The sequence below is a fragment of the Nocardia amamiensis NBRC 102102 genome (assembly GCF_001612745.1).
GTDB classification, from domain to species: domain Bacteria; phylum Actinomycetota; class Actinomycetes; order Mycobacteriales; family Mycobacteriaceae; genus Nocardia; species Nocardia amamiensis.
Genome location: NZ_BDBA01000045.1, coordinates 45,765 through 71,531, shown reverse-complemented (window position 1 = coordinate 71,531; position 25,767 = coordinate 45,765). Strand labels below are relative to the sequence as shown.

Annotated in this window: 26 protein-coding genes, 1 tRNA gene and 1 pseudogene; 11 read left to right on the top strand and 17 right to left on the bottom strand. The window is 66.9% G+C overall.

The window, feature by feature from the left end:
• The coding region (locus tag NA4_RS11865; protein ID WP_245671292.1) for a helicase HerA-like domain-containing protein at positions 1-1,604 on the top strand (1,604 nt) is incomplete at its 5' end.
• 64 nt (positions 1,605-1,668) lie between these two features.
• Here NA4_RS11865 and NA4_RS42530 read toward each other — a convergent pair.
• The 5 genes and pseudogenes from NA4_RS42530 to NA4_RS11840 all read right to left on the bottom strand — a co-directional run.
• A pseudogene (locus tag NA4_RS42530) lies at positions 1,669-1,868 on the bottom strand (diaminopimelate decarboxylase); the annotation flags it as partial.
• Positions 1,869-1,904: 36 nt separating this feature from the next.
• On the bottom strand, positions 1,905-2,708 hold the full coding sequence (cmrA, locus tag NA4_RS11855) for a mycolate reductase (protein WP_067468562.1): 804 nt from the start codon (positions 2,706-2,708) through the stop codon (positions 1,905-1,907).
• A gap of 73 nt (positions 2,709-2,781) precedes the next feature.
• Positions 2,782-3,195 (bottom strand): nuclear transport factor 2 family protein, encoded by a 414-nt coding sequence (locus NA4_RS11850; protein WP_067468559.1) that lies wholly within the window; start codon positions 3,193-3,195, stop codon positions 2,782-2,784.
• A gap of 105 nt (positions 3,196-3,300) precedes the next feature.
• Complete coding sequence (locus NA4_RS11845; protein ID WP_067468556.1) at positions 3,301-5,331, bottom strand: NADPH-dependent 2,4-dienoyl-CoA reductase; 2,031 nt, start codon at positions 5,329-5,331, stop codon at positions 3,301-3,303.
• 22 nt (positions 5,332-5,353) lie between these two features.
• Entirely contained in the window at positions 5,354-5,911 is a 558-nt protein-coding gene (locus NA4_RS11840; RefSeq protein WP_067468553.1) for a PadR family transcriptional regulator, read from the bottom strand.
• Positions 5,912-6,054: 143 nt separating this feature from the next.
• Between NA4_RS11840 and NA4_RS11835 the strand changes: the two genes are divergently transcribed.
• Positions 6,055-7,422, top strand: coding sequence for an MFS transporter (locus tag NA4_RS11835; RefSeq protein WP_067468550.1), 1,368 nt, complete (start codon positions 6,055-6,057; stop codon positions 7,420-7,422).
• 101 nt (positions 7,423-7,523) lie between these two features.
• On the opposite strand, the gene NA4_RS11830 is transcribed toward NA4_RS11835, so the two are convergent.
• Together NA4_RS11830 and NA4_RS11825 are read right to left on the bottom strand one after the other, a co-directional pair.
• Positions 7,524-7,889: a hypothetical protein gene (locus tag NA4_RS11830; RefSeq protein WP_067468547.1), complete on the bottom strand. Its 366-nt coding sequence runs from the start codon at positions 7,887-7,889 to the stop codon at positions 7,524-7,526.
• Positions 7,890-7,901: 12 nt separating this feature from the next.
• A complete protein-coding gene (locus NA4_RS11825; protein ID WP_157128955.1) occupies positions 7,902-8,117 on the bottom strand; it encodes a hypothetical protein in 216 nt (71 codons plus the stop codon).
• Positions 8,118-8,365: 248 nt separating this feature from the next.
• Here NA4_RS11825 and NA4_RS11820 point away from each other — a divergent pair, with 248 nt between their 5' ends.
• Positions 8,366-9,703 (top strand): NsdA family TPR-like regulatory protein, encoded by a 1,338-nt coding sequence (locus NA4_RS11820; RefSeq protein ID WP_157128954.1) that lies wholly within the window; start codon positions 8,366-8,368, stop codon positions 9,701-9,703.
• Here NA4_RS11820 and NA4_RS11815 read toward each other — a convergent pair.
• On the bottom strand, positions 9,687-10,451 hold the full coding sequence (locus tag NA4_RS11815; protein ID WP_157128953.1) for a 2'-5' RNA ligase family protein: 765 nt from the start codon (positions 10,449-10,451) through the stop codon (positions 9,687-9,689). The two genes, NA4_RS11820 and NA4_RS11815, sit on opposite strands and share 17 nt — an antisense overlap.
• A 166-nt stretch (positions 10,452-10,617) precedes the next feature.
• A complete protein-coding gene (locus tag NA4_RS11810) occupies positions 10,618-11,238 on the bottom strand; it encodes a TetR family transcriptional regulator (RefSeq protein ID WP_067468606.1) in 621 nt (206 codons plus the stop codon).
• 170 nt (positions 11,239-11,408) lie between these two features.
• Between NA4_RS11810 and NA4_RS11805 the strand changes: the two genes are divergently transcribed.
• From NA4_RS11805 to NA4_RS11795, 3 genes are read left to right on the top strand one after another with little or no spacing between them, the layout of a single operon-like run.
• Positions 11,409-12,524: a ferredoxin reductase gene (locus NA4_RS11805; protein ID WP_067468536.1), complete on the top strand. Its 1,116-nt coding sequence runs from the start codon at positions 11,409-11,411 to the stop codon at positions 12,522-12,524.
• Between the two features lie 18 nt (positions 12,525-12,542).
• On the top strand, positions 12,543-13,691 hold the full coding sequence (locus NA4_RS11800) for a fatty acid desaturase family protein (RefSeq protein ID WP_067468533.1): 1,149 nt from the start codon (positions 12,543-12,545) through the stop codon (positions 13,689-13,691).
• A 41-nt stretch (positions 13,692-13,732) separates the two neighbouring features.
• Positions 13,733-13,999 carry a hypothetical protein gene (locus NA4_RS11795; RefSeq protein WP_373862776.1) on the top strand — a complete coding sequence of 89 codons (267 nt, stop codon included), beginning with the start codon at positions 13,733-13,735 and terminating at the stop codon, positions 13,997-13,999.
• On the opposite strand, the gene NA4_RS11790 is transcribed toward NA4_RS11795, so the two are convergent.
• Positions 14,000-14,551, bottom strand: coding sequence for a DUF4254 domain-containing protein (locus NA4_RS11790; protein WP_245671291.1), 552 nt, complete (start codon positions 14,549-14,551; stop codon positions 14,000-14,002).
• 375 nt (positions 14,552-14,926) lie between these two features.
• Between NA4_RS11790 and NA4_RS11785 the strand changes: the two genes are divergently transcribed.
• The gene (locus NA4_RS11785; protein ID WP_067468600.1) at positions 14,927-15,247 is read left to right on the top strand and encodes a hypothetical protein; all 321 of its coding nucleotides are present in this window, start codon (positions 14,927-14,929) and stop codon (positions 15,245-15,247) included.
• Between the two features lie 63 nt (positions 15,248-15,310).
• Here NA4_RS11785 and NA4_RS11780 read toward each other — a convergent pair whose 3' ends face one another.
• On the bottom strand, positions 15,311-15,589 hold the full coding sequence (locus tag NA4_RS11780; RefSeq protein WP_245671290.1) for an excalibur calcium-binding domain-containing protein: 279 nt from the start codon (positions 15,587-15,589) through the stop codon (positions 15,311-15,313).
• A 195-nt stretch (positions 15,590-15,784) separates the two neighbouring features.
• On the opposite strand from NA4_RS11780, the gene NA4_RS11775 reads away from it, so the two are divergent.
• A complete protein-coding gene (locus NA4_RS11775; protein WP_067468524.1) occupies positions 15,785-16,462 on the top strand; it encodes a DUF4389 domain-containing protein in 678 nt (225 codons plus the stop codon).
• Between the two features lie 37 nt (positions 16,463-16,499).
• Here NA4_RS11775 and NA4_RS11770 read toward each other — a convergent pair whose 3' ends face one another.
• Genes NA4_RS11770 through NA4_RS11760 form a run of 3 tightly spaced genes read right to left on the bottom strand, consistent with a single transcriptional unit; the run spans position 16,500 to position 19,169 of the window.
• Positions 16,500-17,489 (bottom strand): ABC transporter ATP-binding protein, encoded by a 990-nt coding sequence (locus tag NA4_RS11770; protein WP_067468522.1) that lies wholly within the window; start codon positions 17,487-17,489, stop codon positions 16,500-16,502.
• A gap of 2 nt (positions 17,490-17,491) precedes the next feature.
• A complete protein-coding gene (locus tag NA4_RS11765) occupies positions 17,492-18,319 on the bottom strand; it encodes an ABC-2 family transporter protein (protein WP_067468519.1) in 828 nt (275 codons plus the stop codon).
• Entirely contained in the window at positions 18,312-19,169 is an 858-nt protein-coding gene (locus tag NA4_RS11760; RefSeq protein ID WP_245671289.1) for an ABC transporter permease, read from the bottom strand. The genes NA4_RS11765 and NA4_RS11760 overlap by 8 nt, the downstream gene beginning before the upstream one ends.
• A gap of 342 nt (positions 19,170-19,511) precedes the next feature.
• Here NA4_RS11760 and NA4_RS11755 point away from each other — a divergent pair, with 342 nt between their 5' ends.
• A complete protein-coding gene (locus tag NA4_RS11755; RefSeq protein ID WP_067468516.1) occupies positions 19,512-19,877 on the top strand; it encodes a hypothetical protein in 366 nt (121 codons plus the stop codon).
• Positions 19,878-19,921: 44 nt separating this feature from the next.
• Here the strand turns inward: NA4_RS11755 and NA4_RS11750 are convergent, their stop codons facing one another.
• The 3 genes from NA4_RS11750 to NA4_RS11740 all read right to left on the bottom strand — a co-directional run bounded on the left by NA4_RS11750 (position 19,922) and on the right by NA4_RS11740 (position 22,463).
• Positions 19,922-21,145, bottom strand: a complete 1,224-nt coding sequence (locus tag NA4_RS11750; RefSeq protein ID WP_281180003.1) for an MFS transporter — start codon at positions 21,143-21,145, stop codon at positions 19,922-19,924.
• A 112-nt stretch (positions 21,146-21,257) separates the two neighbouring features.
• A complete protein-coding gene (locus tag NA4_RS11745; protein WP_067468509.1) occupies positions 21,258-22,076 on the bottom strand; it encodes a class II glutamine amidotransferase in 819 nt (272 codons plus the stop codon).
• Positions 22,077-22,389: 313 nt separating this feature from the next.
• Positions 22,390-22,463: transfer RNA gene (locus tag NA4_RS11740), tRNA-Arg, on the bottom strand.
• 201 nt (positions 22,464-22,664) lie between these two features.
• On the opposite strand from NA4_RS11740, the gene NA4_RS11735 reads away from it, so the two are divergent.
• Both NA4_RS11735 and NA4_RS11730 read left to right on the top strand, forming a co-directional pair.
• Entirely contained in the window at positions 22,665-24,698 is a 2,034-nt protein-coding gene (locus tag NA4_RS11735) for a bifunctional copper resistance protein CopD/cytochrome c oxidase assembly protein (protein WP_067468506.1), read from the top strand.
• Positions 24,695-25,663, top strand: a complete 969-nt coding sequence (locus NA4_RS11730; protein ID WP_084496994.1) for a serine/threonine dehydratase — start codon at positions 24,695-24,697, stop codon at positions 25,661-25,663. The genes NA4_RS11735 and NA4_RS11730 overlap by 4 nt, the downstream gene beginning before the upstream one ends.
• Positions 25,664-25,767: the final 104 nt, after the last annotated feature.

Below are 25,767 nucleotides of genomic sequence, written 5' to 3'. Positions count from 1 at the left end.
CCGCCGCCGAGGCCGCGGAACGCGAGCTGGCCGAGCAGCAGGCGGCCGACGCAGCTGTGAGCGCGCAGCGAGCCGAGTCGGCGGGTGTGCGCGCCGCACAGGAGATCGCCGCAGGCTACGCGTTCGAGGGCGCGGCGCTCGAGCTGGGCACCGTGGTGGTGGACGGGAGGGTGGATCCCGGCGCGCACGTCCGGATTCCGATGCGGATGATGAACCGGCACGGCCTCGTCGCCGGGGCGACCGGAACCGGCAAGACGAAGACGCTGCAGGGCATCGCCGAGCAGCTGTCGTGCGCGGGGGTTCCGGTCGTGCTCGCCGATATCAAGGGTGACCTGTCGGGCCTGGCCGAGCCGGGGGAAGCAGAAGAGAAGCTCACGGCCCGCGCCGCGGAGACCGGGGCCGAGAACTGGGCGCCACAATCATTCCCGACGGAGTTCGTCTCGGTGGGCACCGGCGGGATCGGCGTGCCGATCCGCGCGACCATCACCTCCTTCGGGCCGGTCCTGCTGAGCAAAGTGCTCGGCCTCAACCAGACGCAGGAATCCACCCTCGGCCTGATCTTCCACTGGGCCGACCGCAACGGCCTCGCGCTGCTGGATCTGAAGGACCTGCGCGCCGTGATCACGCATCTCACCAGCCCGGATGGGAAGGCGGACCTGGAGGGCATCGGCGGCGTGTCCGCGTCCACCGCCGGGGTGATCCTGCGCGCCCTGACGAACCTGGAAGCCGAGGGCGGCGACACCTTCTTCGGCGAACCGGAACTCGACCCGGCCGACCTGGTGCGCGTCACGGACGGGCAGGGTGTGATCACGCTGTTCGAGCTGGGCGCGCAGGCGGCGCGGCCGGTGCTGTTCTCCACCTTCTTGATGTGGATGCTCGCCGATCTCTTCCAGACGCTGCCCGAGGTCGGCGACGTGGACCGGCCCGCACTGGTCTTCATCTTCGACGAGGCCCATCTGCTTTTCTCCGACGCCTCGAAAGCATTTCTGGAGCAGGTGGAGCAGACCGTCAAGCTGATCCGGTCCAAGGGTGTCGGCGTGTTCTTCTGCACCCAGCTGCCCACCGACATCCCGAACCCGGTGCTCTCCCAGCTCGGCGCGCGCATCCAGCACGCGCTGCGCGCGTTCACCCCGGACGATCAGAAGGCGCTGTCGAAAACCGTCCGCACCTACCCCAAGACCGATGTCTACGACCTGGAGGAGGCGCTCACCGCGCTCGGCACCGGCGAGGCGATCGTGACCGTGCTGTCCGAGCGTGGCGCGCCGACCCCGGTGGCCTGGACCAGGATGCGGCCGCCGCGCTCGCTGATGGACACCATCGGCCCGGACGTGATGAAATCGCGGGCTTTGTCCAGCCCGCTGACCGCGAAATATGGACAGACCTTCGACCGCGAGTCGGCCTACGAACTGCTGGCCGCGAAAGTCGCTGCCGCGTCGCGCGAACCGGAGCCCGCTCCCGCCCCCGGCCGCGCCGCGACGCGCGAGGAGGACTCGGCTGCCGAGCGGATCATGAAGAACCCGGCGGTGCGGAGCTTCCTGCGATCGGCCGCCAGCGCGGCGGGCCGCGAGATCACGCGCACCCTCTTCGGCACCCGGCGCCGCTGAGCACGATTTCGCGGTGGCCGCGGTCCAGTCGACTTGTCGCGTCGCGCCCGCGCCGGTGCCAGCGGCCGACGTCGCAGGCCGGCAGATCGGCGGCGGTCTCCCTGCGCACCAGTTGCGGGAGCAGCCGTCGCGGACGGTGATCACCGGAGGAGCGGCCGACACCGTTGTACGACGAAGCGAGGCTGTGGTGGTAGGCGCCCGTGCACGGCACCGCGAGCACTTTTCCGGGACACAGGTCGGTGGCAGGCGTACGTCGGTGGCGAGGGTGACAGGTCCATGACGCCCTCGATGACCGGTCGCTCAGCCGCCGAGTTTCCGGTAGAACGCGCCCGCGATGGGTGCGGTGAGCGCGCGGGGTCCGTATTGCCCCGCCACGCTCATGCCCTTGCTGATCAGGCCGGGAACCACGCGCATCTTGTTACGGGCGAGCGCATCGATGGACACCTTGGCGGTGTGCTCCGAGGAGACCCACATGAAGTCGGGCACCATTCGGTCCACGATCGATGCCTCCGCGGGATCAGGAGTGTCGGTGCGGACCGGGCCGGGGGCCAGCAGGGTGATATTCACGCCCGAGCCCTTCAGTTCGCCACGCAGCGACTCGGCGAAGGTGTTCGCGAACGCCTTGCTCGCGGCGTAGGTGGCATTGTTCGGGATCGGCATATTGCCTGCGGCCGAGCCGCTGATCAGGATCCCCCCGCCGCCCCTGGCGATCATGCCGGGCAGCACGGCCAGCGTGAGATCGTGCACGGCGACGGCGTTGAGTTCCATCTGTGCGCGTTCGTAGCCGGGGTCGAGATCGGCGACGGCGCCGAAGGTCGCGATGCCCGCGTTGTTGCACAGGATGGCGATGTCGCGCGCGGCCAGCTCCTCCGCCAGAACGCCGCGCTGTGCGCGGTCGGCCAAGTCGACAGCGCGCACCTCGGCGGTGATGCCGTGGGCCAGGGTCAGCCGCTGCGCCAGCTCGTCGAGCAGCTCCTCGCGGCGGGCGACCAGGATCAGCGAGTAGCCGCGCGCGGCGAGGTCGGCCGCGAGCGCGGTGCCGATGCCGGAGGAGGCGCCGGTGACGACCGCGCGGTTCTCGGAAGTGGGGGAGGGCAAGCTCATCCCGTGGAGCCTAGGCGACGTCGTGTGGTGGCCGTGCGCACCGTCGCGGGTTCGCTACCGCACCCGCTTCGGCTCAGCCGAAGATCAAGCTGTGGCCACGGGCGGTATCCATGTATTCACGGACGCGGTGGATACGGCCGTTGCGGAGCTCGAAGACGAAGCAGTAGTCATTGACGTAGGAGTTGCCGTTGGCGAGGGTTGCGGTCATGGTTTCCTCCACGATGACCCGGTCGCCCTCGGCGTAGAGCCCGTGGAAGGTGACCGTGACATCTTTCGCGAACAGGCGTGGGAAACCGTTGGCGATGAAGTCGGCGATGGTGGCGCGGCCGATCATGTGGCTCGGGATGCCGAGTGCCACTGCGGTGGCGTTGCGCGCGGGCGCGAGCCACTCCGCGTCGTCGGTGAAGAAGGCGGCGATACGGTCGAAGTCGTGCTCGGCGAACGCGCGCCACGCGCTCTGCACGATCGCCTTGTTCTTGTCGGTCATCCGGTCGAAGATATGGGCGCGCGCCGGACAATGCTGGCGGAAATCGGACTAGATCAGGGACAGCCCGGTGCCGCCGCTCGACTCGCTGCGGCACCGGGGCTGCTGCTAGAGCCGTGCCGCTAGGCGGGTGCCCTGGTCGATGGCCCGTTTGGCGTCGAGTTCGGCGGCCAGCTCGGCGCCGCCGATGAGGTGCGGGCTGACACCGGCGGCGCGTAGCGGGGCCACCAAGTCCCGGACGGATTCCTGGCCCGCGCAGATCACCACGTTGTCGACCGGGATCAGCTGCGGCCGTTCACGTTTCTCGCCGAAGCTGACGTGCAGTCCGCTGTCGTCGATGCGTTCGTAGTTCACGCCACCGACCTGCTCGACGCCTTTGGCCTTCAGCGCGGCGCGATGCACCCAACCCGTGGTCTTGCCGAGGTCCTTGCCGAACGGTGTGGTCTTGCGTTGCAGCAGAACGACTTCGCGCGCCGCGGGGGCGGGCCTCGGGGTGGTGAGCTGCCCGGGAACCTGCTCGTCGTCGGACGTGACGCCCCATTCCTCCTTCCACTCGTCCAGCTTGAGCGTGGGATGCCCTTCGACGGTGAGGAATTCGCTGACGTCGTAGCCGATTCCGCCCGCGCCGATCACGGCGACGCGCTTGCCGACCGGCTTCTCTTCGCGGACCAGCTCGGCGTACGACAGCACCATGGGGTGGTCGATGCCGGGGATGTCGGGGATGCGCGGCTGCACACCGGTGGCCAGTATCACCTCGTCGTAGCGGCCCGCGATGAGTTCGTCGGCGCCGACCCGCTTGTTCAGGTGCACGGTGACACCGGTGCGTTCGAGCATCCGGTTGTAGTAGCGAATGGACTCGCTGAACTCCTCCTTGCCGGGGATGCGGCGGGCGATGTCGAACTGGCCGCCGATCTTGTCGTCGGCCTCGAACAGCTCGACGTGGTGGCCGCGTTCGGCGAGGTTCACCGCCGCGGCGAGCCCGGCCGGTCCCGCACCGACCACCGCGATGCGCTTGGTGCGGCGGGTCGGCAGCAGCTTCAGCTCGGTCTCGTGCCCGGCGCGCGGGTTGAGCAGACACGACACGGTCTTGTTCCCGAACGCGTGGTCCAGGCACGCCTGGTTGCAGGCGATGCAGGTGTTGATCTCGTCGACGCGATCCTGCGCGGCCTTGTTCACCCATTCCGGGTCGGCGAGGAATGGGCGGGCCAGCGAGACCAGCTGGGCGTCACCGCGGGTGAGGATCTCCTCGGCCACTTCGGGCATGTTGATCCGGTTGGACGCGCAGACCGGAATGTTCACCTGGGCGGTGATCTTCGCGGTGAACTCGACGAAGGCCGCGCGCGGCACGGAGGTCACGATCGTGGGCACCCGCGCTTCGTGCCAGCCGATGTCGGTGTTGAGGATGTTCACCCCGGCCGCTTCGAGTTCCTTTGCCAGCGCGACGATCTCGTCGAAGGTCTGGCCCTTCTCCACCAGTTCGGCCATGGACAGCCGGAACACGATGATGAAGTCCGGGCCGACGGCGGCGCGCGTGCGGCGGACGATCTCCACCGCGATCCGGCGCCGGTTCTCCGCGGAGCCGCCCCATCGGTCGGTGCGCTTATTGGTGCGCGGCGCGAGGAACTGGTTGATGAAATAGCCTTCGCCGCCCATGATCTCGCAGCCGTCGTACCCGGCGAACTGGGCCAGTTTCGCGCAGCGCGCGTAGTCATCGATGGTCCGCTCGATGCCCTTGGCCGAGAGCTTGCGCGGCCGGAACGGGTTGATCGGTGCCTTGATCGACGACGCCGAGACGCTGCCCGGCATATAGGAGTAGCGGCCGGCGTGCAGGATCTGGATGGCGATCTTGCCGCCCTGCTCGTGCACTGCCTTGGTGATGGTCCGGTGCCGGTATGCCTCGGTCTTGTTGGTCAGCTTCGCGCCGAAAGGCAGCAGCCAGCCCACGCGGTTGGGTGCGTAGCCGCCGGTGATGATCAGGCCCGCGCCGCCGCGTGCGCGTTCGGCGAAGTAGGCGGCCAGTTTGTTGGTGTCCCAGGCGCGGTCCTCCAGGCCGGTGTGCATCGAGCCCATCACCACGCGGTTGCGCAAGGTGGTGAAGCCGAGATCCAGCGGCTCGAACAGGTGGGGGAAGGAGCTCATCGGTGAGGTGACCTTTCTGGCGTCAATCCGCGTGCGGGGCTGCGCCGCGCGGATGCAGTGCTTGCAGAACTTCGTCGCACCATTCGACGAATCCCGACTCCACGCGGATGCCCGCGCGCAGGACGAGGTATTGGTGCAGGGCGGTCCCTGCGAGCTGGTCCGGGGCCGGGAAGTCGCTCTTCTCGATGTGCCGGTACAGCTCGAGCCGTTGGGCGTGCTGGTCGCGGTGGCGGGCCACCTCGGTGCGCAACGCCGTGATGTCGCCGTAGGCGGCGGCGCGGACCTTGACGGCGAGCTCGTTGCGCGGGGTGCCGGAGTCGCTCGGTTCGGCGATCCAGCGGGCCAATTCGGTGCGGCCCGCCTCGCTCACCGAGTACACCTTCTTGTCCGGCCTGCCCTCCTGGACCACGGACTCGCCGTCGACCCAGCCGGACTCCTCCATCCGCTTCAGGACGCGATAGATCTGCTGGTGGGTGGCGCTCCAGAAGTAGCCGATGGACTTGTCGAAGCGGCGCGCCAACTCATAACCCGAGCCGGCGCGCTCGCTCAGCGATACCAGCAACGCATGCTCGAGTGCCATGGGGCGAGGATAGCCGTGACATTCGGTACTATGCAACTGAGTGCATAGCGCTCGTGGTGGCGTGCGCTCGATCAGCGGCTGCCTAGGCCTGCACTCGGCTTTCCCGCCCACGCCGACCGGCTGTGCCCATTAAGCTGCGCGGCATGACCGAGGTGAACGCGCGGGCGACGGTCGGGCAGGCCGCCGGGCGCGGGCAGATGGTGGCGTGGGGGCTGTGGGACTGGGGGTCTTCGGCGTTCAACGCCGTCATCCTCACTTTTGTCTTCTCGGTGTATCTCACCGACAAGGTCGGTGACGACCTGCCCGGCTCGGTCTCCGCCAGCGCCTGGCTGGGCTGGGCGCTGGGTATCGCGGGCCTGATCGTGGCGCTGACCGCACCCATCAGTGGGCAGCGCTTCGATGCCTCGGCGAAACGCAAGCACTCCCTCGGCGTGCTGACCGCGCTCATGATCGCCGCGATGACGCTGATGTTCTTCGTGCACGACGATTATCGCGACCTGTGGCTCGGCCTCGTGCTGCTGGCGTTCGCGTCGGCCTGCTTCGAGTTGTCGAACATTCCGTACAACGCGATGCTGCGGCAGGTGTCCACTCCGCAGACGGTCGGCCGGGTCTCCGGATTCGGCTGGGCGATGGGCTATTTCGGCGGCATCTTCCTGCTGCTGATCTGCTATTTCGGTTTCATCTCCGGCGAGGGCGACAATCGCGGGCTGCTCGGCGTGCCCACCGACGACGGGCTCAACATCCGGTTGGTCGCGGTATTGGCCGCCGTGTGGTTCGCCGCCTTCGCGCTGCCGGTCATGTTCGCGGTGCCCGAACTGCCCCGGACCGACGCCGATCCCGGCGCGGCAAGTGCCGGGTTCTTCACCTCGTACCGGGTGCTCTGGCGCGATTTGCGCGAGCTGTGGCGCACCGACCGTCGCACGATCGGCTTCTTGGTGGCCAGCGCCGTGTTCCGCGACGGTCTCGCCGGGGTGTTCACCTTCGGGGCGGTGCTGGCCGTGCGGGTCTACGGCATCGACGCCTCGGACGTGCTGTTGTTCGGCATCGCCGCCAATGTGGTTGCCGCGCTGGGGGCGATCGTCGCGGGGCGGTTCGACGACGGTGCCGGGCCGAAGATCGTCATCGTGGTGTCGCTGGCCGCGATGCTGGTGTGCGGGCTCGCGCTGCTGGTGGTGTCCGGCCCGCTGATGTTCTGGATCTTCGGGTTGCTGCTCACGGTTTTCGTGGGTCCCGCGCAGGCGTCGGCGCGGTCGTTCCTGGCGCGGCTGGCCCCGCCGGGCCGCGAAGGTCAGCTCTTCGGCTTGTACACCACCACGGGACGTGCGGTCTCCTTCCTCGCCCCAACCCTTTTCGGAGTGTTCGTCTGGCTGTTCGACGCCGATCGCGCGGGCATCGCCGGGCTGCTCGTCGTGCTCGCGGTGGGCCTCGTGGTGCTGCTGCCCGTGCGGTCACCGGATCCGACGGGAATCCAGACCGATCCAGACCCAGAGCCGCCCGGATCGGCCCGGTGAGGTTCGCCGCGAGCGGCCGGATTACCGCCCCTTCGGCCACTGGTCCATGCCGAGCGCGATCAGTCGCACGGGGACTCACGGGATCGCGATGAGGGATGTGGTCAGTACTTCTGCCGTGATGAGTCCGGCCTCACCCGCCCAGTCTCGATCAGCACGGTGAACGCAGCGTCCTTGCGCGGGCAGTGATCGAGGCGGCAGTCACGGTGACGCTGCATCTCGTCATGGGCTTCCTTCACCGTGAATGGTGTATCCGGAGCACGATGGGTCCAGGCGTGCGGCCAGACGCTGTGTGCTCCTGCGTGGTTCGAGTGCCGCGACATTTGCCCTGCACTGTTCGCCGCAGCTGAGGATGCCCTGCTACCGGGATCGCCGGGAGTGCCGACCGCTAGGAGCATCACGCCCGCCAGCAGGCCGATGGCTGCGAGTCCGGCCAGGACGGCGAGGGTCAGTGACAGCCACAGTGGCATGGCCGTTCACCCTCACCGCGGTTTGGTCATGGTCGGCACCACCCGCCCAGCCTCGGCGAGCGTGTCTAGTGCGGCCTGTTTGCGCGGGCAATTCTTCGCGCGGCAGTTGAGGTGAATCTGCATCACCTCATGCGCTTGGTCGACAGTGAACGGCAGCATCGGCGCGGCATGAGCGGCGGCATCGCAGAGTGCGACGAGTTGATACATGGCAAGCGAATGGGCGGTCACATGGACTCCAGTTTCGAGAGACGTTCAGATCGTGGGAGGTACCCGGCGCCAAGGGCTTTCGCCACCAGCCCCAGCTCACCGGGCCCAGTGCGCCGTACATGTGATTGCGGCGTCGGCTTGGAACCGGGTACCGGTTCAACTTTTGCCCGCAGGCGGTTTCGGGCGCGACGGCGCAATGGTCGGGTAATGTTGGGCTACTGAACGTATTCACCCAGGTCATGCGGCTAGCTAATGGTTAGGTGAGTCCTATGGTCAGAGGGCGGGAGTGGACCGGGTTCGAAGCGGCGGCGCTGCAAGAGGCCATGAGGCGATCGGTTCGCGACTTCGCCGCTCTACTCGGTCTCGAGGCCACGACGGTCGTCAATTGGCGGGCTGGCCTGAGCGCGGTGAAGCCCCGCTCCGCCACCCAGGCCATCTTGGATACGACCCTCGACCAGCGGGCAACTCCGGAAGACCGCGCCAGATTCGAGCAGATCGTGGCCGAGGGGGAGGAGGTATGGCGGTCGCGCCGCAAGGAGTTCGAGCGGCGACAAGAGATCGGCGTTTCCGCAATGGCCCGCATCACCGGCGGCAGCGATGACGACTTCGAGTCCCCAGCTCAGGTCATTCAGCGGATGCGACGCCTCCGTGCCACCGAGGTCGGTGACGCCGTGCTCGACGTCATCGACATAGCGCTGGCCGACGTGCTCGATCGCTACGAGCTGGAGGGGCCGGTGCGGTTGGCACCGGAGGTGCGGTCACTGCGCCAAGAAGTCGACTCGCTTCTGGGGCAGTGTCATCAGCCGGTGCAACTGCACCGGCTCTACCAGCTGGCTGGCCGACTCTCGGGCGTGCTCGCGTATATGGCTGTCAACCGCGGCCGGTTTCACTTCGCCACTATCTACAGCGAGGAAGCGCTCGGCATCGCTGAGTTCGTCCGCGACGTAGAACTGCAAGCCTGGGTCAAGGGAACGCAGAGTTTCTGCGCCTACTATCAGGGTGACTACGGGACGGCAATTGCACTGGCGCAGGAGGGAATCCGGCTGGCAGGTCACGGTGCACAGGCGATCCGCCTATACACCAACGGCCTGTCCCGCGCGCTCGGCAAGATCGGCGATGCGATCGGCGTAGAACGATCGATCGATGCAGCCCTGTCCATAGCTTCCGAGGTCGAAACACCGCCTGGACTGACCCCGGCCCTGTCGTTCGAGCCCTACAGCGATGCGCGCCTGATGGCCAACGCTGCCACAGCCCATCTTTCGGCGGGCAATTACGACAAGACCCTCGAATTCGGCCAATTGGTTGAGGATCAGGTCAACGCATCCGACTCGATCTGGAGCCGGTCACTCGTCCGACTGGATGTCGCCACTGCTCTGGTCCATCAATGCAACCGCGACATCGAGCACGCCATGGACCTCGGCCTCGAAGCTCTCAACGTCTCGCGAGACCATCCGATACGTTCGGTCTGGCAGCGTGCTCATGAGCTCGCGGAGGTTGCGGCTATGGTCGATACCCGCAAAGCCAGCGACTACGTCGGTGAACTGCGTGAATGGTCGGCCGCGGCCAAGACGATCGCGGCACCGGATCGTCTCACCGAAGCGCGATAGCGGCGCATTCGTCCCACCGGTATTGGTGGTCCGACCGCCAAAGCCGCACCAGCTTGACGGTATCAACGCTGACGGTAACTGGCTGGATATCCCGCAGCGCTGCAACGTCCTTGATTATGTGGGCCGCTTCGCGGCGCTGGTTGTGGTAGGCGATACCTAGGTGCGGCCGGAAATGCGAGGTTGGCTTGGGCGGGCTGGTCGGCCGCAAGCTGATCACGCTCTCCCGAAGGCTGGCATGCAGGTCTACGAGCCGGTCCCACGGCGCGACCGAGAAGCGGATCGCGCTGGCAGACCCAGTCAGCGGCCCGATCTCCAGTGGGAACCGTTCGACATCGGCCAGTGTGCGCTCGGCTGCCGCAATGAACGCGGAGAGTTCTGACGGACCGACCGTGTCCGCCGCGCCTACTTTTACGAGTGTCAGGTGCAGCCCGCTCGGTGGGACGTGATTGAGATGAAAGGTGTCGAGGTGCTGCTGGCAGGCGGCGGCCATATCCGAAAGGGCGGCGTCAGCGAAGGTCAGATACCAGTAGTACGCGGCGAACCCGGGCGGCCAGACCTTGAGGCTCCAATGGTCCTCTACATACGACAAGCCCGTGTATGCCCGCCAGTCGTTGGCGCGAATGACCGCGGCGTCGGTGAGTGAGGCCGGACGGTCGAACGGAAATGGACCAGCCGCCTGTGTACCCCTTGCCGATCGGGCATCTCCATGGGGAACTTGCGTGTCGGCGGTATTCGGGCGACGAGACACAACGCAGAGTCTAGGAGCCCCTTGCCAGTGCAGCGGCGCTCGAGTGTTCCCGCCCTCTCGTTCGAGTTACTCTCGCGGTGCTATTGCCGGACAAGATGGGAATCCAGACCGATCTGGCCCCTGGAGGAGCCGAAATCGGCGCGTTGAGCATCGCCGCGAGCGATCATCAGCGCCGATTCGGTGGCCGCCACGCACCCATGCCCAGTGCGATCAGGCGCATCTGCTGCACGGTGCGGTCGACGATCACCTGCTCCTCGCGCGATGCGGCGGACACGTAGGCGGCGATGCCGTCGGTCACCGTCGTCACCATCAGGTCGGCGGCGATCTCCATGTCTCGCGGCGTCCAGGAGTCCAGCGCTCTGATCCGGGACAGATCGGCGACGAGTTCCCGGACGATCAACTGGATCTCGCGCGCGATCGCCGTGCGCAGCGCCGCCGATCCGCCGTGCCGCTCCCTGGTGAGAAAGCCGAACAACTCCCGCTTCGGGCCTACCTGCGTGAACACGAATCGCACCGTGTCCGACAGGCTCGCGTCGGCGTTCCGGCGCACTTCGCGCAGTGCCAGCCGCAACGCGGTGACGCCGTCGTCCACCAGTGTCGCGCCGAGGTCTTCCAGCGATGCGAAGTGCCGGTAGAACGCGGTCGGCACGATACCGGCCGATCGGGCGATCTCGCGCAGGCTGAGCGCGGCGAAACCGCGGTCGGCGGCCAGCGCCAAGGTGCCGTCCAGGAGTGCCTGCCTGGTCCGCTCCTTGCGTTCGCCTCGGGTAGCTGCCTGCTCACTCATCCCGGTGAGCATACATCCGTTCACCATTCGATCTATCCATAACTGTTGTTCGGGTCACAGGTTTTGCTGGTTGACACCGGCCCACGGTTATCGTTCACACTAGTTGAGTGTACAGACGTGCACTGAAAATCGGATCGCACGTCGTCAGCCCGACTGGAGGCGGAGAACGAATGGTGGATCTCGTCAACCTGGTGCAGACCCTGACCTCGCCGCACCCACTGGATCGGTATCTGGAACTGGTCCGGCCCACCCTCACCCTGCGCGATATGCGGGCGGAGATCACCCGCGTGCGCCACTCGGTGCCGGGCTCGGTGACGCTCACCCTGCGTCCGACCAGGCAGTGGAAAGGCCATCGGGCCGGACAGTACGTCCAGCTCGGCGTGGTGATCGATGGCGTGCGGCACACCCGGTGCTATTCACCGGTGAATCCGGAAGGCGGCCGGGATCGCCGCATCGAACTCACGGTGAAGGCGCATCCCGGCGGAGTGGTGTCGCAATTCCTCTATCACCAGGCCGTGCCCGGCATGGTGGTCGACCTGACGCCCGCCGACGGCGTGTTCCGGCTGCCCGAGCGGCGTCCGGAGCGCGTGCTGCTGATCAGCGGTGGCAGCGGCATCACCCCGGTGTTGTCCATGCTGCGCACGTTGGCCGAGGAGGAGCATCCGGGCGAGGTCGTCTTCCTGCACTACGCGAAGTCGCCCGCGGTGCTGCCGCATCGGGCCGAACTCGACACTATCGCGCGGCAGCACAAGAACTTTCGCATCGAACTGCGGCATCCGTGCCGACCGGATCGATCGCGCGTCGAGTCCGGCGCGCCGTGGGTGGACGTCGCGCATCCGAAGGGCAGCGGGTACTTCGACTACGACGAGCTGGAGCGCGTCGCGCCCTGGTTCGCCGACGCGCAGACCTATGTGTGCGGTCCGCAACCGCTGATGGACGCGGTACGCACGATCTACCACGCCGAACAGTTGGACGACCGGCTGCACACCGAGGAGTTCACGCTGTCCTTCGCGCCCGCCGACGCCGCGCATGCCTACGGCACGGTGCGCTTCTCGGCGAGCGGGGTGAGCGCCGAGAACAACGGGGCGCCACTGCTGGAGCAGGCCGAATCCGCGGGTCTGCGTCCGGAGTACGGATGCCGCATGGGGATCTGCTTCTCCTGCACCGCGGTGCGCCGCTCCGGCTGCACGCGCAATCTGCGCACCGGCGAGACCGACAGCGATCCAGACCAGCCGATCCAGTTGTGCATCAGCGCGCCGGTCGGCGACATCGACATCGATATCTGACACCGAAGGGGAGCAATCATGACCATTCTCACCGAAACCCACGACGGGCCACTGGTGCTGAGCCCGGAGCAGATCGAGGAGCTCGGACGCGAACTCGACGAGCTGCGCGCCGCGATCGTCGCCGATCTCGGCGAGCGCGACCGGGAGTACCTGTACTCGATCATCAAGGCGCAGCGCGGCTTCGAGATCGCCGGGCGCGGGCTGATGTATCTCGGCTTCCTTCCGCCGTTCTGGCTGGCCGCGGTGGCGGCGCTGAGCGTGTCGAAGATCTTGGACAATATGGAGATCGGGCACAACGTGATGCACGGCCAGTACGACTGGATGCGCGAACCGGGCCTGAATTCCCGTGTGTTCGAGTGGGATACGGTGTGCCCGGCCGACCAGTGGAAGCACTCGCACAACTACCTGCACCACACCTACACCAACATCCACAACAAGGACCGCGACATCGGCTACTCCATCCTGCGGATGGACGAGGCGCAGGAGTGGAACGTGCTGCGGCTCGGCCAGCCGCTGTACGCCTTCGGGTTGATGATGCTGTTCGAGTGGGGGGTGATGGGCCACGATCTCGAGGTCGAGAAGATCTTGCGCGGCGAACGGAAGTGGCCGCAGGTCAAGCAGCTGATCCTCGGCCAGTGGCGCAAGGCGGGCAAACAGGTGCTCAAGGACTACCTGGTGTTCCCGGCGCTGACCGGGCCGCTGTTCTTCCACGCGCTGGCCGGCAACGTCGCCGCCAACCTGGTGCGCAACGTGTGGGCCTTCGCGATCATCTTCTGCGGACACTTCCCGGCCGGAGTACAGACGTTCACCGAGGAGGAGACCGCGGAGGAGACCAGGGGTGAGTGGTACGTCCGCCAGATGCTCGGTTCGGCTGACATCACCGGCAGCAAGCTGTTCCATATCATGTCCGGCAATTTGTCGCACCAGATCGAACACCATCTGTTTCCGGACCTGCCCGCCAGCCGCTATCCGGAGATGGCGCCGACGGTGCGCGCATTGTGTGAAAAATACGGTCTGCCGTACAACACCGGCCCGCTCGGTAAGCAGATCGGCTCGGTATGGAAGAAGATTTTCAAACTCGCGCTGCCGCCGCGCTGGGTGAAGAGCGAGCCCTCGCCCGGTGTTATCGTGATGCGTCAGCGAAAGGCGAGCGAAGCGGGCGTGTAATGATCGGGAAATTCGAGAGCAACAAAGATCTCATTCAGGAATTGACCTCTTCCGGCGCCAGGCACGTCGGCAATATCGCCAACATCATCACCGGCTCCGTCGCGGAGGTCACCAGGGAGATCGGTGAGTGGATCACCGACGCGATCGAGATGAACGAGGCGGCCGCCGCGGCGCGCCGGGATGCGGCGGGGCAGCGTGATCTCCAGGACGATTCCGACGACGCCCAGGTCACGAAGCCGCCGGTGGCCGAGACACCGGGGTTCGTCGATGCCGAGGTCGTCGACGCCGAGGTCGACGAGACGCGCTGATCACCACACCGGCAGCCGGCGTCGGTGTTCGATGACGTCGGTGATCAGATCCTGGTAGCCGTCGATCAGCTCGGCGAGCCTGGTCCACTGCAGGTGGGCTTCCCCGTCCACCTGCAGTGGATGCGGCCGCACCGTGATGTCGTCGCCCAAAGAATATTGGGCGGCAATCCATTTCTCCGCGATGCGATCGATGACCGCGCCCAGCGTCTCGGTGTGCAGCGAGGCGCCCGCGCGGTGTTCGATGTGCCCGTCGACCCAGGAGTCGATGCGACCTATCCACTCGGCGCGCTGGTCGTCGATGGTCTCCACCAGCTGGGTGCACGCAGCGACCCGCGTGCTGGAGACGCCGGCGGCGTGTGCCTGCTCGAGCGCCCGGTGTCGTCGCTCATGGCATTCGACGAGCGCTCGCGCGGCCTCCAGCACGCAGTGCCGGTGCCGGTCGGCGTCCTCGGGGTCACGAAATGCGCGGAGCAGTGCGGCGGCCGGTGGCAGCTCGTCGGCTCCGAAACTGCGCTGAGCGTATTCGGTCGGCATGGTGTACCCCTGCGGCACGATCGGAATCCTGGCTACGCCAGGGCCGAGGGGGATTTCAGGGAGGGGCGCCCCTCGGCTCCGGCGCAGTCCCGCACTCGGATGGCCATCCCATGTCCACCAGCACGGCAGAGAAACCGGGAAATCCGCGACGATGCGAGAGAAGACGGTCACGAGAAATCGGGACACTTTCAGGAAAGCGCGGCAGCCGAAGCCACGCAATAGGGTGATGGACGAATCCGAAAGCTGCCGGGAAATCGTTATGTTCCGTTACGGATCGGTCACCTGTCGGCTGCGAGCGGTAGCGCCTCCGCGCGAATAGTCGAGCGCATTAGTGGCAACCCGATCCGGCACCGCGGCTGCGCGTCCGGGTTCGATCGGCTAGCCTCGGTGTTCGTGCCCGCCTACGTGTCATCGCCCGAGTTGACATTCGGGTTCATGTTCGCGCTGGAAGACCCCGAGCGAATCGCGGAGGTCGTGCGCACGCTGATCGTCCGCAAAACCGTCTCGGTCTTCCGTCTCGCCCGGCTGTCCGACGACGACGGCCCGCCGGAGCGCTACGTGGTCAACTGGGCGGTCATCCCGCAGATTTCCATCACGACCGCCGCTCCGGATCAGGATGAGCTCCGCGCCACCCGCACCATGCTGGTCAACGCATTTCTCAGCGAGGACGGCGAGGTCAGCCTGTACTCCGCGCAATCGAACGGACCGGTCTGACGGAGCGCCCCTGAGGTCGCGCCCCGCGGCCGACCCGATCGGATCGGCCACCCCGCGCGATGGTCAGCGGGGTACGGCGGTGGGCCGCACCGCGCATGCCGCGCCGTCCAGCTGGTCCAGCCGGGTCGAGTAGCCGGGGTCGTTGCGCCGCACCGGCGCCTTTCCCGCGATCCATGCCTCGGCGCAATCTCGGAACGGCTGCTGCGGCGCGGTCGAGGTGGCCGCAGGCTGTGACGAGCTCGAATGCCGCCGCTTCTTGCTCTTGCATCCGCTCACGCTCAACACCAGCACGGCGATCATCAGCACACCGACGATCACCACGACGGGACGAGATGTGCGCATAGTCGAATTGCCCCCAGGGTCAATGAGATCGGCCAAACGTCCGCCAGGGCCGACCCGGCGCCACGCCGTGCTGCACCGATTCGTTGGCATGTCGGTATCGGATGGTGCCGTTTCTGAATGACCGGATGCGCCACAATCAGGACATACCGCACTGTTTGTGGCGTGAATCACAAACAACCGGAAGGAGTGTCGATCATGGAACCTGAGAAATCCGTCGCGGCGGCCGGTCCGATTCGCGTTCGAGGAGATCTGGACCCGGGGTTGTCGCGGTGGATGTGGCTGGTCAAGTGGCTATTGGCCATCCCGCACTACATCGTCCTGTTCTTCCTGCACGTCGCGTACCTGGTGCTCACGATCGTCGCCTTCTTCGCGATCCTGATCACCGGCAAGTACCCGCGGGCGCTGTTCGACTTCAATGTCGGCGTCATGCGCTGGGGCTGGCGGGTCACCTTCTACGCGTTGTCCGTGCTGGGCACCGACAAGTACCCGCCGTTCAGTTTGCAGCCGAGCGCGGAGTATCCGGCCGATCTGGAAATCGACTATCCGGACACCCTGCACCGTGGCTTGGTGCTGGTGAAGTGGTGGCTGCTGGCCATTCCGCACTACCTGATCGTCGGCGCGATGGTGAGTGGCGGTGTCTCGATCGGGATGAGCGACGGCGACGATTGGAGCGGTCCCTCGCTCCCCCTGATGAGCATTCTGCTGCTCGTCGCGCTGATCGTGCTGCTGTTCACGGCGCGCTACCCGCACGGCGTCTACGACTTCGTGATGGGCATCAACCGCTGGATCATCCGAGTTCAGGCCTACGCGGGTCTGATGCGCGACGAGTATCCGCCGTTCCGGCTCGATCAGGGGGCACGCGAAGCCGACTGAACCCGGATGTCGGTCATCCATAGTGAATCCGCCCGCCTCAGCGGGCGGATTCGTATATCCGGCGGACCACGTCCTCGATCTCGGGCTCTTCGATCGATAGATCCCGCACTTCGGCCCGGTCGGACACGGCGGCAAGCAACTGTGCGGCGGTGATCCGCTCCGGATCGAAGGCCAACCGCTGCCGCATGCCGTTGCCCTCACTGCTGAGCAGTTGGGCCGAGGGCAGGTCGTCGAAGTCCGGCGCCGGTTCGGCCAAGTCGACCACCAGGACGCGGCGGGCGCCGACCGTGGCCGCCAAACCGGTCAGTGAACCGTCGTAAACCAGCCGCCCGTGGTCGACGACGAGCACACGGCCACAAAGCCGTTCGATGTCGCCCATGTCGTGTGTGGTGAGCAGCAGGGTCGTGCCGCGCTCGGCACGCTCGGCGCGGAGGAACTCGCGCAGCCGCTGTTTGGACAGCACGTCGAGACCGATCGTCGGCTCGTCGAGGATCACCAGTTCCGGCGAATGCAACAGTGCTGCCGCCACTTCCGCGCGCATACGCTGGCCGAGCGACAGTTGCCGCACCGGTGTGTCGAGGGTCTCCGCCATCTCCAGCTGCTCGATCAGCTCGTGTGCGCGCTTGCGCGCGGCATCCTGTTCCAGCCGGTGGATCGCGGCGAGAATCGAAAACGATTCGCGCAGTGGCAGATCCCACCACAGCTGGGAGCGTTGCCCGAACACCACGCCGATCCGCCCGGCCAGTTCGCGCCGCTGCCGCACCGGGTCCAGCCCGCAGGTGCGCACATTGCCCGAGGTGGGCACCAGGATGCCGGTGAGCATCTTGATGGTGGTGGACTTGCCCGCGCCATTGGCGCCGATGTAGCCGACGGCCGCGCCGCGCTCGATCCGGACGGTCATCCCGTCGACCGCGGTGAGTGTTTCGCGGCGCCTGCGCCAGCGTCGGCCGTCCTTGCGGTACAGGGTGAATTCTCTGGTCAGATCGTTCATGTCGATGATCGCTTCCGCGTGCCCCGACTGCGCCATGGTTATCCGCCGCCTCCCTGGTAGTGCCGTGTGCCCGAGCGCCACAAACCCAGCGCCAGCAGCCACACCCACAGCGCCGCGACCGGAGTCAGCCAAGCTAACCAGGATGGCAGCAGGGGCGGACCGGGCAGCCGCAGGAGCGCGAGGGTTGGTAGATAGGCCGTGAAGGCGACCGGTATGGCGAATCCGAACAACAGCTTCATCGGCGTGGGGAACACCGACGCCGGTTGCGTCGCGGCGAACGAGCCGCCGTAGGTGAAACTGTTGGTGAGCTCGGAACCATCGATCAGATAGAACTGCAGCCCGGCGGCGCAGACGAACATCCCGCCGAACATGGCGATACCGCCGAGCAGCGTGAGAGTCAGCAGTGTGGCGGTGCCTGCTCCCCACTCGATGTCATTGCGCGCCAACCCGACTCCGAGCGCGACGATCGACACCGAGGCGCGGGCGAATCTGCGCAGCGAGATGTCGCTGGTGATCAATTGCAGCAGCAGCGGTTGCGGGCGGAGGTGGTATGCGTCGAGCTGTCCCAGCCTGATCAGGACGGGCAGCGTGTCGAGATGGCCGAACAACACTTGGGACAACGTGAAACTCGTGTGGCTCAGTCCGAACAGCAGTAGCGCGGCGTCCAGGTCGAGCCCGCCGAGTACCCGCGCGCTACGGAAGATCAGCCACACTTCGGCGAGCTCGATCAGCCCGAACAGGAATGCGCTGAAAAGATCACTGGCGAACGACAATCGGTAGCTTCGCTGGGCGCGGATCCTGGAGCGCAGCACCGCCACATAGGGCGTCGACCACGTGCCGGAGCGGGGCGGGGCGACCTCAACCACCCTGTACCTCCAGCCTGCGGCGTCCGGCGACCAGCAGCACTCGGCCGGCGATCCCGATCGCCAGCACCCAGAACACTTGGACGGCGACGACCGAGCAGGCCGCCGCTCCGGTGATCCGCCCCGAGAGCACGTCGACCGGCACCTGCAGGATCGACGGAAAGGGAGTGGCCGCCGCGATCGTGGCCAGCCACGACGGGAACATGTGCACCGGGACGAAGAGTCCGGCGAGGAACGTCCCGGAGGCGTAGTACAGCGCGCGGATGCCGCGGGTGTCCACGACCCAGAATCCGATCAGCACGACGACGAACCGGCACAGGAACGAAACGACCACGGCCAGCAGCACACTCACCGTGCCGAGCAGGTAGGGGTCGGGCGTGGTCGGCATCGCCAGGCCGAAGGTGAGCGTGCCGACCAGGACGCTCGGCAGCCCGCGCGGCAGGAAGGTGCAGGCCGCCCGTCCGAGATCATCAGCGAGATAACCGCATTGGATGTCGACCGGGCGAAGGAAGTCGATCGCGATGTCGCCGGTCTTCACCCGATTTTCCAGCTCGCCCAGCGGGACTGCCATGAACTGCACCGCACCGAGCAATCCCTGGGAAATCCAGACGTACGCGCCGATGCTGCCCTGGTCGTAGCCGGCGAAATCACCCGCGGCGTCCACCGCCGCGACCAGCACGGCCGCACGCACGAAGCCGAATACGCAGTTGGTGAACAACCCGGCGAACATGGCCAGTTTGTACTGCCACTGCCTGCGGAATCCGGCGCCCACCAGAGCTGCGTAGAGGGCGACGGCGCTGCGAATTCGTTCTCCGACGGCACGCTGTCCGTCCCCCTCCGGTATGCCGCGCACAAAGAGTTGACCTTACCGCCCGGTGCGCAGGCGGGGAAGGCTCGGCCACTGTTTCGGAGAACACGATCCCTGCGTCCAGATCATCACGAGACCGTGCATGACGCGGGGCAGCAGTCTTCCATACCATCCTGGACGGTGTGTAGGTCCTCAGCGTAAAGCGTTGTGCGCCAAGGCAAATCGCGAGCTATCCGCCATCGTTGGGAAGGGGTCCCGCGTTGACTGCCGGACGCGAAAGTTCAAGACTGGCAACGGTTCGAACCGATCAGAATGCATTCAGTACGCAAGTCCGAGAACCGCGCCGTGTCGGATCGACTTCGGCGCGCCATCGAATCGAGGAACCTTATGACTGCGATGATCAATCTGTCGGATGTGGACGTCGAACTGACTCCGCCCGCGGACTTCGACACCACCCATATCAAGGGAAACCTGCGTGCGGGACATTGGTTCTGGCCCGGTTCGACAGCGCTGACCGAAGAGCAGATCGACGAACGGGTCGTCCGCTACCAGGCCTCGCTGCGCCGGTGGCGGGCCAGCGGTATGCACGAGGACTACCTGCCCGATGACCTCGAGGTCGACTCGGCCTGGCATGCGCACCAGTGTGACCCGGTCGGGTACGCCGAGTTCTGCCAGAGCTACTTCGGCTTCCTGCTCGCGCACAACAATCCGGTGTGCGTGGCCAAATTGCTGAAGCTGGAGTCCACGGAGTAGAGCCACGAGTCGCGAGGGTCGGCGGAGCGCCGGCCCTCGCGCCGTCAGATCAGTTCCTCCGAACGCAGGGGAGCCAGCAGAGCGATCGAGCCGACGATCAGGACGACTCCCGCGGTCACGAACACGGTGCCGACCGACGCCGCCTCGGCCAGCACACCGCCGAACACCGCGCCGATCGGCATCATGCCCCACGAGCAGAGGCGGGAAACACTCATCACGCGGCCTTGCAATTCGGGCGGAGCCAGGCGCTGTCGCAGCGACAGCATAGGAATGTTCCAGCTCATGACGAAGATGCCATTGCAGAAAAGGGCGATGCCCGCGACCGCGACACTGCTGGAGACACCCAAGACGACGTAGGCGAGCCCGGACAGCACCAAGGTCGCACCTGCCACCGTGAGCAGAGGCAGACGTGCGGTGAGCCGTGGCGCGATCCAGGTCCCGGCGATCGAGCCGATCGAGCCGATGGTGAGCAGCAGGCCGTATCCGGTCTCGACCAGCCCGAGCGTCTGGTAGCTCAGCAGCACCAGCATGGACCCGGTGGCGGCGAAGACGATGGCGTAGAGGGCGCTGACCGCCAGGGTGCGGGCCAGCGCCGGGTGCGCGAGCACGAACGCGGTTCCCGTCCGGATGTCCCGCCACATCGAGCGGCCTGCGATGTTCTCGGCACGGCGAGCAGCCGGCGCCGCGGCCAGTCCGAGCACCAGCACGGCGGCCGCGGCGTAGAGCGATCCGCCCGCGCCGAGCGCGGGCAGCGCACCTGCGCCGACCAGGAGTGCCGCCAGTGGCGGCGCCGCCATACCGGTGATGACCTGCTGGGCGTAGATCCTGCTGTTGGCGCGCTCGAGGTGCTCGCTCGGAACAATCTGGGGCAGGATCGCGGGGGCCGCCGTGTCGGCCAGGGTTTCGGCCATACCGAGCGTGAACCCCAAGGCGTACAGAATCGGCAGCGCATCGGTCAGCGTGCACACGGCCATCCCGGCCACCAGCGCCAGCGCTCGAACACCGTTGCTGCACAGCAGTATCAGCCGTCTGTCGTATCGGTCGACCAGCACCCCCGCCGGCAGTGCGAACAATAGCCACGGAGCCATGGTTGCCACGGTGAGCCCGGCGAGCGCCATCGGTTGCGGATGCTCGGCGACCACCAACAGCGGCAAGAGGATGCGGGTGATCCCGTCGGCCAGGCCCGACAATCCCGCGGAGGACCACAGCCACCGGAACCGGGTCCGTGCGGCGCCGCGGTCGGCCCGGTCGCGATCCGCGTCCTCGATATCGGTTGTTACCGAACCATTTTCGATGCTACCCAGGCATGGGAACGCCCAGCGGCGGCGAACTCAGCGAGTCGGATGGATCGAGGGCGAGCGGAATGCGGGCCGCCGCGCGTCACGGAGCGATCGGCTGGAAGGGGACGATTTCGTCGTGTCCTGGGTAGATCACACCGGCCGACGATTCCGGGACTTCGTTCCACGCCCCGGGTAGGTCGCGCAGCGGCTCGGAGACCACGAACCGAGCTTCCTCACCCAGCTGATACAGAATCTCGACCTCGGGATGCAGCGCGCGGAGGGTGGCGACATCGGTGGAGTAGAACAGCGTTCGCGTCTGCCGTTCGCTGGAGTAACGGAAGAACCACATCGACTTGCCGTCGGTGGTCGCGACAGTCATCTGGACCGGCGCGGCGATGCCGTGAGCGCGGCCGACATCCTCGACCATACCGACCGCACGGGCGACCGCGCCGAGCGGGTCGTCGGGCAGTCCGAACGTCAGCGCGAGGAAGAACAGCAGCTCCGAGTCGGTAGAACCCTGGATGTCGGGGAAGAGTGATGACCCCACCGCGTTGATCAGGTCCCGTTTGGTCTCGTGGAAACCGTTCAGCGCCCCGTTGTGCATCCACAACCAGTGTCCGTGCCGGAACGGGTGGCAGTTGCTGCGTTGTACCGACGTACCGGTCGACGCGCGGACGTGTGCGAAGAGCATCGGTGTCTGGACCTGTGCCGCGACTTCCCGCAGGTTCTCGTCGTTCCATGCCGGTTCGATGCTCTTGAACACCGCCGGTCGCCCGCCCAGGCCGTACCAGCCGATCCCGAAGCCGTCGCCGTTGGTGGTGGTCGCGCCGAGCCGGGAGTGCAAGCTCTGGTCGATCAGCGAATGCTTCGGCCGGAACAGCAGCGCCTCGGCCAGGATCGGCTCCCCTGAATAAGCCATCCACCTGCACATATATCGATTCAAGCAGACTGAACGCTGGAGCGGGGCCGGTTGCTCGATGGGGTTCGAAATTCACTGCGGCGTGTACTCCGCCGTCCACGGCGATCGGCTGTACGCACCGGACAGCACGGTCGCGTGTGCGGCGTGCCGTCCCGCAACCGGCTCGCGAAGATGTCGGCAGGGCGGGGCTGGATCCGCGCACCACTCACACGGGGAGCGGGTCACCCGGCAAAGATTTCTTGGTGTTTGAGTTTCGCGGCTAGCGGGTAATAGCACTGGGGACCGGCATCGTCGCTGGTCACCAGTGCTGCTGCGCCCCCGGCAGGAATCGAACCTGCGACCTAGGGATTAGAAGGCCCTTGCTCTATCCAACTGAGCTACGGAGGCAGTGGGTTCCACCATGGCCGACATTGGCCGTGCTGTCCAGCGGGGCAATTATAGCGACCGTCCAGGTCGCTCGTTTCTTAGCAGCAGCAACGTTTCAGCCACCCCGAGACCGTAGTCGACGCACTGTGGTGATCCGCGGCCCAGAATATCCGCCCAAACCCGACCGGGCCACGGAATACTCGCCGAACTACGCTCAATCGCATGTCGTCCGCGTCTGCCCCGTCCACCGCTGCTGATGCCGAGGCTTCCCGGCCCAGGGCGGCGTTCGCGGCGGTCACGGCGTTGTCCGGCGCCATCGCGGCCGTGGTCGCGGCGCTGGTGGTGGGGCTGTCCGCGGCGCAGGCACTGAGCTTGCTCGGCATTCCGGACCCGGGCGCGTCGACCACCTACGGGCTGCCCGCGGTGCGTGCGCTGGCCGATCTGTCCGCGGCGCTGACGGTCGGCTCATTGCTGTTCGCGGCGTTCCTGGTGCCGCCACAGCCGAACGGCCTGCTGGACGTCGGCGGGTACCGCGCGGTGCGAAGGGCATCCAACTTCGCGCTGGTCTGGGCGTGTTGCGCGGCGCTGCTCGTGCCGCTCACCGTCTCCGACACCACGGGCCAGCCGGTGACCGCCATCCTCCGGCCGGAGAGTCTGTGGCGGGCGATCGCGCAGATCGAATTGGCCGGTGCCTGGCGCACCACTGTGATCTTCGCGCTGATCGTCGCGGTCGGGTGCAGGTTGGCGTTGCGCTGGGGCTGGACGCCCGCGTTGTTCGGCGCCTCGATCCTCACGATGATGCCATTGGCGTTGACCGGACATTCGTCCTCGGGTGGATCGCACGATGTCGCCACCAACAGCCTGATCCTGCACCTGGTTTCGTCCGCGGTCTGGGTCGGCGGACTGTTCGCGGTGCTGGCGCACGCCCTGCGCGGCGGTGCGTACACCGATGTGGCGGCGCGGCGTTTCTCGCTGACCGCGACCGTCGCCTTCGCCGTGATCGCGGTCAGCGGCGTGCTCAACTCGTGGGTGCGGGTACCACTGGACGAACTGTTCACCAGTACCTACGGCAGGCTGGTGCTGGCCAAAGCCGCCGCGCTGGTGCTGCTGGGGGTGTTCGGCTATCTCCAGCGCCGCGCCGCGCTGCCCGCGTTGGCGGCGGATGCCGCTGATCGCGCCGCGCTGGTGCGGTACGCGGGTGTCGAGGTGTTGATCTTCGCCGCGACCGTCGGCCTCGCCGTAGGGCTCGGGCGCACGCCGCCGCCACCGCCCGACTCGGTTCCCACACCGGCCGAAGTGGAACTCGGCTACAACTTGGCCGGGCCCCCGACCCTTGCCCGGCTGCTGTTCGACTGGCGGTTCGACCTGATCTTCGGAACGCTGTCGATCGTGCTTGCGGTGCTGTATCTGCTCGGTGTGCGGCGGCTGCGTGCGCGCGGGGACGCGTGGCCGGCCGGGCGCACGCTCGCGTGGCTGTCCGGCTGTGTGGTGCTGCTGATCGCGACATCCTCCGGAGTCGGCCGGTATTCGCCCGCGATGTTCAGTGTGCACATGGGTGCGCACATGGCGCTGTCGATGCTGGCACCGATCCTGTTCGCACTGGGTGGAGTGGTGACGCTGGCACTGCGGGCGCTGAAGCCGGCGGGCCGCGGCGGCGTGCCGGGTCCGCGGGAATGGCTCTTGGCAGCGGTGCACAACCCGGTGTCGCGTTTCCTGACCCATCCGGTCGTGGCCTCGGCGATCTTCGTCGCCGGTTTCTACGCGCTGTACCTGGGCGGCATCTTCGACGCCTACGCCGACTCGCATGCGGCGCACCTGCTGATGAATGTGCACTTCTTGTTCAGCGGTTACCTGTTCTACTGGGTGGTGATCGGCATCGATCCCAAACCTCGGCAGGTACAGCCGCTGACCAAGCTCGCCATGGTGTTCGGCTCGCTGCCGTTCCACGCGTTCTTCGGGGTCGCGCTGATGAGCATGGCCACGGTGCTGGGTGGCTGGTTCTACCGCAGCCTCGGCCTCGGCTGGAACGCCGATCTGCTCGGCGACCAGCGCACCGGCGGCAGCCTGGCCTGGGCAAGCGGCGAGGTTCCCCTGGTGGTGGTGATGCTGGCGTTGCTGATCCAATGGTCTCGCAGCGACCAACGGCTCGCGCAGCGCACCGATCGAGCCGCCGAACGCGACAACGGCGCCGCCCTCGCCGCACACAACGCCATGTTCGCCGAACTGGCCAAGCGAGATGGAGAAGTGCGCAAGTGAGTGAACGCGCCACCGCGGTCTCCGCACACAGACCGATCGGGCGGGTGCAACGGTCGGACGTGCGAAGCGCGCGCAGGCGGATGGCCGGGCAGATCCGCAAGACCCCGGTCTTCCACACGTCCGTCGCGAGCCCGTCGGGTCCGGTGCCGGTGACGCTGAAGCTCGAGCACCTCCAGCACGCCGGGACGTTCAAGGTACGCGGCAGCCTGAACGCGCTGCTGGAGTCGGGGCAGGGCATCGATCAGGTCGTCATCGCCTCCGGCGGCAACGCGGGCATCGCGGCCGCGCTGGCCGCCGCCCGACTGGGCAAGTCCTGCACCGTGGTGGTGCCGGAGACCGCGCCGCACACCAAGGTCGCGGCGATGTGGTCGCACGGCGCCGAAGTGCTCTGGTATGGAACCAGCTATGCCGAGGCCCGGCGGCACGCGACCGAACTCGCCGCCGATCGTGGCGCGCTGTTGCTGCACGCCTACGACCTGCCCGCCGTGGTCGCCGGGATCGGCGTGATCGGGCTCGAGCTCGAGGATCAGGTGCGTGGACGACCACCGGTGCTGGCCGCGGTGGGCGGCGGCGGATTGGTCGCCGGGATCGCGGCCGCGCTCGGGCGCCGTCAGCAGGTGATCGGGATCGAGCCCGAGGGGGCAGCCATCCTCGGTGCGGCGCTCGAGGCGGACCATCCCGTGGATGTGGCCGGATCCCGGGTCACCGTGGATTCGCTCGGCCCGACCCGGATCGGTGACATCGCTCTCGATGTCGCCCGCCGCAACGGTGTGCGGTCGCTGCTGGTCAGCGAGGACGCGATCGGCGCGGCGCGGGAATACCTGTGGCGTGAGTTCCGCATCCTGGTCGAGTTGACCGGAGCCGCGGCGCTGGCCGCCATTCACAGCGGCGCGTACGTCCCTGCGCCGGATGAGCGGCCGATCGTCGTCCTGTGCGGTGCGAACACCGACGTTGCTGTGTTCTGACCTAGCGCCTATGAAAGATCCGATTTTCACAAGTCGGACAGTTGTGCACATTCGCGGATCGGGTCTCCCGCCGCGCGTGGATTCCGAGCACGCTGGAGGTGCCC

Excerpts from the sequence above, each read along its gene's own strand:
- NA4_RS11745 (WP_067468509.1), bottom strand. The coding sequence starts at position 22,076 with ATGGCTTATTCAGGGGAGCCGATCCTGGCCGAGGCGCTGCTGTTCCGG.
- NA4_RS11800 (WP_067468533.1), top strand. The coding sequence starts at position 12,543 with ATGACCATTCTCACCGAAACCCACGACGGGCCACTGGTGCTGAGCCCG.
- NA4_RS11820 (WP_157128954.1), top strand. The coding sequence starts at position 8,366 with ATGGTCAGAGGGCGGGAGTGGACCGGGTTCGAAGCGGCGGCGCTGCAA.
- NA4_RS11780 (WP_245671290.1), bottom strand. The coding sequence starts at position 15,589 with ATGCGCACATCTCGTCCCGTCGTGGTGATCGTCGGTGTGCTGATGATC.
- NA4_RS11805 (WP_067468536.1), top strand. The coding sequence starts at position 11,409 with ATGGTGGATCTCGTCAACCTGGTGCAGACCCTGACCTCGCCGCACCCA.
- NA4_RS11850 (WP_067468559.1), bottom strand. The coding sequence starts at position 3,195 with ATGACCGACAAGAACAAGGCGATCGTGCAGAGCGCGTGGCGCGCGTTC.
- NA4_RS11775 (WP_067468524.1), top strand. The coding sequence starts at position 15,785 with ATGGAACCTGAGAAATCCGTCGCGGCGGCCGGTCCGATTCGCGTTCGA.
- NA4_RS11835 (WP_067468550.1), top strand. The coding sequence starts at position 6,055 with ATGACCGAGGTGAACGCGCGGGCGACGGTCGGGCAGGCCGCCGGGCGC.
- NA4_RS11840 (WP_067468553.1), bottom strand. The coding sequence starts at position 5,911 with ATGGCACTCGAGCATGCGTTGCTGGTATCGCTGAGCGAGCGCGCCGGC.
- NA4_RS11810 (WP_067468606.1), bottom strand. The coding sequence starts at position 11,238 with ATGAGTGAGCAGGCAGCTACCCGAGGCGAACGCAAGGAGCGGACCAGG.
- NA4_RS11735 (WP_067468506.1), top strand. The coding sequence starts at position 22,665 with ATGTCGTCCGCGTCTGCCCCGTCCACCGCTGCTGATGCCGAGGCTTCC.
- NA4_RS11770 (WP_067468522.1), bottom strand. The coding sequence starts at position 17,489 with ATGGCGCAGTCGGGGCACGCGGAAGCGATCATCGACATGAACGATCTG.
- NA4_RS11845 (WP_067468556.1), bottom strand. The coding sequence starts at position 5,331 with ATGAGCTCCTTCCCCCACCTGTTCGAGCCGCTGGATCTCGGCTTCACC.
- NA4_RS11755 (WP_067468516.1), top strand. The coding sequence starts at position 19,512 with ATGACTGCGATGATCAATCTGTCGGATGTGGACGTCGAACTGACTCCG.
- NA4_RS11830 (WP_067468547.1), bottom strand. The coding sequence starts at position 7,889 with ATGCCACTGTGGCTGTCACTGACCCTCGCCGTCCTGGCCGGACTCGCA.
- cmrA (WP_067468562.1), bottom strand. The coding sequence starts at position 2,708 with ATGAGCTTGCCCTCCCCCACTTCCGAGAACCGCGCGGTCGTCACCGGC.